Annotated in this window: 6 protein-coding genes; 5 read left to right on the top strand and 1 reads right to left on the bottom strand. The window is 69.4% G+C overall.

Annotated features, from left to right (window positions below; genetic code table 11):
* Window positions 1–1,840, top strand: a 1,840-nt coding sequence (locus tag D7V88_RS38500) for a serine/threonine-protein kinase (RefSeq protein ID WP_120545515.1), incomplete at its 5' end; no start/stop codon positions are given.
* A gap of 29 nt (window positions 1,841–1,869) precedes the next feature.
* On the opposite strand, the gene D7V88_RS38505 is transcribed toward D7V88_RS38500, so the two are convergent.
* On the bottom strand, window positions 1,870–2,226 hold the full coding sequence (locus D7V88_RS38505) for a hypothetical protein (protein ID WP_120545516.1): 357 nt from the start codon (window positions 2,224–2,226) through the stop codon (window positions 1,870–1,872).
* A gap of 257 nt (window positions 2,227–2,483) precedes the next feature.
* Between D7V88_RS38505 and rplU the strand changes: the two genes are divergently transcribed.
* The 4 genes from rplU (at window position 2,484) to D7V88_RS38525 (ending at window position 5,319) form a co-directional block, all read left to right on the top strand.
* Window positions 2,484–2,792 (top strand): 50S ribosomal protein L21, encoded by a 309-nt coding sequence (gene rplU / locus D7V88_RS38510; RefSeq protein ID WP_120536730.1) that lies wholly within the window; start codon window positions 2,484–2,486, stop codon window positions 2,790–2,792.
* A gap of 51 nt (window positions 2,793–2,843) precedes the next feature.
* The gene (gene rpmA, locus D7V88_RS38515; protein ID WP_120536731.1) at window positions 2,844–3,119 is read left to right on the top strand and encodes a 50S ribosomal protein L27; all 276 of its coding nucleotides are present in this window, start codon (window positions 2,844–2,846) and stop codon (window positions 3,117–3,119) included.
* 129 nt (window positions 3,120–3,248) lie between these two features.
* Window positions 3,249–4,634, top strand: a complete 1,386-nt coding sequence (gene obgE / locus D7V88_RS38520) for a GTPase ObgE (RefSeq protein ID WP_120545517.1) — start codon at window positions 3,249–3,251, stop codon at window positions 4,632–4,634.
* Between the two features lie 4 nt (window positions 4,635–4,638).
* Complete coding sequence (locus D7V88_RS38525; RefSeq protein ID WP_120545518.1) at window positions 4,639–5,319, top strand: TrmH family RNA methyltransferase; 681 nt, start codon at window positions 4,639–4,641, stop codon at window positions 5,317–5,319.
* Window positions 5,320–5,456: the final 137 nt, after the last annotated feature.

Below are 5,456 nucleotides of genomic sequence, written 5' to 3' on the forward strand. Positions count from 1 at the left end.
CATGGGGTCCGTGTACCTGGGGGAGCACGTGTCCATTGGCAGCCGGGTGGCGGTGAAGGTGCTGCACGAGCACCTGGCGCGCTACCCGGAGCTGGTGCAGCGCTTCCATGCCGAGGCCCGGGCGGTGAACCTCATCGGGCACGAGAACATCGTCAGCATCTTCGACCTCAACGCCGCGGCGCCGCGTCCGTACCTCATCATGGAGTACCTGGAGGGGGCGCCGCTGTCGGCCTGGGTGGGGACGCCGCTGTCGGCCGGGGCCGTGGTGCCCATGCTGGCCCAGGTGTGTGACGCGCTGCATGCGGCGCACGCGCGGGGCATCGTCCACCGCGACCTGAAGCCGGACAACATCTTCCTGGTGAAGCGCGGCCGGGGGATGCCGTTCGTGAAGGTGCTCGACTTCGGCATCGCGAAGCTGGTGGACGCGAGCATGCCGGAGACGATGGCGGGCATCATCGTGGGGACGCCGGAGTACATGGCCCCCGAACAGTCGCTGAGCCGCCGCCTGGATGGCCGCGCGGACCTGTACGCGGTGGGCGTCATCGCCTACCAGTTGCTCACGGGCCGGCTGCCCTTTCCCGACGAGGGGCTCACCGCCCAACTGGTGGCGCACCAGACGCGGCAGCCCCCGCCGCTGCGCTCCATCTGCCCCACGGTGCCGGCCGCGCTGGAGGGCGTCGTGCTGCGCACGCTGGCGAAGACCCCCGAGGAGCGCTTCCCGAACGCGCTCGCCCTGCGCACCGCGCTGGAGCAGGCCCTGGTCGTGCGGACCCCTCCGCCGCGCGTGCCCGCGCCCGGGGCCCGGCCCGCGGCGCCCCTTCCTCAAGGGGCTTCCCCGGGGAGCTCGCCCGGTGGGCCGCGGAAGACGCCCGCCGTGGCGCCCGCCGCGTCCTCGAGTGGGAGCACGCCCTTGCCGGCGCCGGTGCAGGTGCTGCTGCATCCGGGCGCGCAGCCCCGGCCCTTCACGGGCTCCGACTTGTCGCGTGGAGGGGTGTTCCTGCACGCGACGGGGGAGCTGCCGCTGCTGTTCTCCCGGGTCCAGGTGGTGTTGCCCCTGCGCTCAGGGCCGCTGAGCGTCACGTGCGAGGTGGTGCGCCATGTCTCGCCCGAGCAGGCCCAGGCCTGGAGCATGCGCCCGGGCTTCGGCGTCCAGTTCGTCGCGCCGTCGGCCACGCTGAAGGCCCTCGTGGAGCAGCACCTGTCCGGTGCCCCGGCCTCGTCGCCCCCCGCGCCGCCCCGGGAGCTCCCGGACGACGCGGAGGCGGAGCGCGTCCTCGCGGCCCACGGCGAACGGCTGGGCGGGGAGGGGACCCACTACGCGGTGCTGGGCCTGTCCCCGGACGTGGAGCTGGAGGCCGCGCGGGAGCGGGCCCGGGAGCTGTGGACCGCCCTGTCAGCCGTGCGGCAGCGGCCCCTGTCGCGCGGACAGCAGTCGCGCCTGGAGTCGATGTTGATCCGCGTGCGGGACGCGGGCGACACGCTGGGCCTGCCCCTGCGCCGGGCACGCTACGACGCGCGGCTGGGCAACTCCCGGGGCGTCGCCCGGTGCCTGGAGGCGGGCCTCACCCCCGGACAGGCGGAGACCCTGCGCCGCGAATTCCTGGCCGAACAGCCCCGGTCGGTCGGCACCGCGCGGGTGCACTTCCTCACCGGCAGCGCGCTGGAGCGTGACGGCCAGCTCAAGCGGGCCCTGGAGGCCTATGAGCGCGGCCTGCAACTGGACCCGTTGGAGCTGGAGTTCCAGCAGCGCCGCCGCGTGGTGGACCGGGCGCTGGAGGCGCGAGGGATGGGGGCCCGCAATGAAAGAGCCCGATTCCCTGGGGAGGGAACCGGGCTCTAGGACCGACCGTCAGGCCGGACCGGGACGACTCAGTTCGCGAAGAGGCAGGCGGAGCTCACGCCCGTCAGCTCGGAGGAGCACTTCTCGATGCGCTCGCCGTAGGCGGCCTGCTCGGCGGCCGTCTTGTCGTCGCAGCCTTCCGCGTCCTTCACGCAAGACAGCCACGCGTCGACCTTGTCCTTGTCGGAGTCGGAACAGGCTTCCAGGGCCTCCTCACAGGCCTCGATCTCCGCGTCCGTCGGATCCGTGGGCTTGGTGACGGTCAGGCCACAGGCCTCGGCCTTCTCGTAGAGGTCATTGGCAACGTCCTGCGAGTCGTCGCACAGGTTGCCGCCGCAAGCGGTGAGCGAAGCCATGGCCGCCAGGCCGATCAGGAACTTCTTCATGGTGGTTCTCCCCCTCAGGGATGAGGTACAGGTGGGTTGAAGGCAGGCCGCAGCCTTTGCGGCCACGGGATGCGTTCTAGTGGACTTTATTCCGGGAATTCTATTCAAAAGTCGCTGAGGGGGTTGGCGGGACGTCTGATCCGCCATGTGCCTTGACTCCCCCCCGGGTTTCCCGTAAGTCCCGCCGTCTTTTAGCGCGCCGGGCGGTCCGCCGTCCGAAATGCGCGTTGGATTCCATAGCTGACAGGGGTTCGACGATGTACGCAGTCATTCGCACGGGCGGGAAGCAGTACCGCGTTGCCGAGGGCGACGTTCTCCGGATCGAGAAGATCACCGGGGACATCGGCGCCGAGGTTTCCTTCACCGAGGTCCTCCTCCTGGGCGGCTCGGACAGCCCGAAGGTGGGGCAGCCGACGGTGTCGGGCGCGAAGGTCGTGGGCAAGGTGCTGGCGCAGGACAAGCACCGCCGCGTCCTCCACTTCCGCAAGGAGAAGGAAGGTTGGACCCGCCGTCGTGGCCACCGTCAGCCGTACACCGAGGTGAAGGTCACCTCGATCTCCGGCTAAGTCGGTCCCCTTCGCAGGTCTTCTTCACTCGAACTTCAAGGAGCAGGTGTCATGGCCCATAAAAAGGGACAGGGTTCTTCGCGCAACGGGCGTGATTCCAACCCGCAGTACCGCGGCGTGAAGGTGTATGGCGGCGAGACCATCTCCGCGGGCAGCATCCTGGTTCGCCAGGTCGGCACGGTCATCCACCCGGGCACGAACGTGAAGCTCGGCCGCGACTTCACCCTCTTCTCGACGGTGGACGGCGTGGTGAAGTACGAGCGCCTCGGCCGTGACAAGAAGAAGGTGTCGGTGTACCCGGCCGCCGCCGAGCAGGCGAGCGCCTAGTCGGTTGCTCCGGGGGAAACCCCGGGCACGGCATCCCCGAGCGGGTCGTTCCCCGGTCCACCCCGTCCTCACCGACGGTTGGATGCGAGGACGGCCCGCTTTGTGTTTTTCCAGGAGGGAAATCCCCCCATGAAGTTCGTCGACGAAGTACGCATCTACGTGAAGGCGGGGGACGGCGGGAACGGTGCCGTGTCCTTCCGGCGCGAGAAGTTCATCGAGCGGGGCGGCCCCAATGGCGGGGACGGCGGCAACGGCGGCTCCGTGTCGTTCGTGGCGAACCCCCAGCTCACCACCCTGCTGGACTACCGCTACCAGCAGCACCACCGGGCGAAGAACGGCGAGCACGGCATGGGCAGCGACTGCAACGGTCGCGGGGCCGATGACATGGTGCTCCAGGTGCCGGTGGGCACGTTGATCCGCAACGAGCAGACCGGCGAGCTGCTGGTGGACCTGGGCGAGCCGGGCCAGGTGTTCCTGGCGGCCAAGGGCGGCCGTGGTGGCCTGGGCAACATGAACTACGCCACCTCCACGCGCCAGACGCCGCGCTTCGCGCAGGACGGCGCCCAGGGCGAGGAAATCACCCTTCGGCTGGAGCTGAAGCTGCTGGCGGACGTGGGCCTCCTGGGCTTCCCGAACGCGGGCAAGAGCACGTTCATCTCGCGCGTGAGCCGGGCGCGGCCCAAGGTGGCGGACTACCCGTTCACCACGCTGGTGCCGAACCTGGGCATGGTCCAGTACAAGGACCACCTGTCCTTCGTCATGGCGGACATCCCCGGCATCATCGAGGGCGCCAGCGAGGGTGTGGGCCTGGGCCACCAGTTCCTGCGCCACGTGGAGCGCTGCAAGGTGCTGGTGCACCTCATCGACATGGGCGCCATGGGCGACGGCCGTGATCCGCTGTCCGACTTCAACATCCTCAACAAGGAGTTGAAGAAGTACAGCGCGGAGCTGTCCGGCAAGCCGCAGGTGGTGGCCGCCAACAAGCTGGACCTCACGGAGGCCCGCGAGCGACTGGGGCCCTTCACGGAGGCCCTGCGCCGTCGTGGCATCCGCGTGTACCCGGTGTCCTGCGCCACGGGCGAGGGCATGCAGGTGCTGATGGACTCGGTGGCGGAGGTGCTCTTCACCGGCCGCACGGACAAGATCCACACGGAGGCTCCTGCGAAGGGCTCGGGGAAGCGCTCGGGCGCTCCCGCGAAGAAGGCGTCCGCGACGCGTCCGGCGAAGAAGGCCGCGAAGAAGGCTTCGACCCGGACCGCGGCGGCGCGCAAGCCCGCGGCGAAGAAGCCCGTGCGCAAGGCACCCGCGAAGAAGGTCGTCGCGAAGAAGGCGGCGGGTTCGGCTCGCAAGCCCGTGGCGAAGAAGGGCGCGGCGAAGAAGGCCGTCGCGAAGAAGCCTGTCGCGAAGAAGGCTTCGACGCGGGGTTCGGTGGCGCGCAAGGCCGTGGCGAAGAAGACCGTGCGCAAGGCATCCGCGAAGAAGTCCGCCGCGAAGAAGTCCGGCGGGAGGCGCTGAGTCGATGGCTGGTGGAGGACCCCGCTACGAGAAGTTCGAGCGCGACGTCGTCGAGCCGGAGCAGTTCCTGCTCGATGTACGTAAGGAGAAGATCGACCGTGTCGTGGCGCAGCGCACGCGCAACTTCACGGTGGTGCTCGACCGGCTGGAGGACAACTTCAACATGGCCGCGGTGCTGCGCACCTGCGAGTCCATGGGCGTGCAGGAGGTGCACGTCGTCATCAACCCCGACGCACCCTTCGTCCCCAATTCACGGGTGGCCCAGGGCTGCGACAAGTGGTTGGACGTGCACCTCTACAAGACGTTCGCGGACTGCCGTGAGCACCTGAAGGGGCAGGGCTTCAGCCTCTACGCGTCGGCGCTGCGCGAAGGGGCCACCAGCCTCTACAGCCTGCGCTTCGACACGAAGTTCGCCATGGTGTTCGGCAACGAGCGCTTCGGCGTGAGCGACGACGTGCTGGCGGGCGTGGATGGCACCTTCTGGGTGCCCATGAAGGGCTTCAGCCAGAGCCTGAACATCTCCGCGGCGGCGTCGGCCAGCATCAGCCGGGCGATCGCCTGGCGGGACGAGCACCTGGGCAGCTCCGGGGATTTGACGCCCGAGCAGGCCCAGGAGCTTCGGGAGCGCTTCTACCTGCTGGGCGTGAAGCAGCGGAAGCGTCTGGTCAAAGCCACACAGCGGTGAATGCTGGCCCCCCGGGGGCCGTCCGGATGAAGTAGATGGACCCTTCGGGCGCCCTCGGCGCCTGCTCCGGAGGCGCACGCCATGTTGCTGGAATCCCTGCTCTTCACGCTGCTCGCCGCGCCGCAGGCCCCCACCAC

The organism is Corallococcus terminator (genome assembly GCF_003611635.1).
Classification (GTDB): domain Bacteria; phylum Myxococcota; class Myxococcia; order Myxococcales; family Myxococcaceae; genus Corallococcus; species Corallococcus terminator.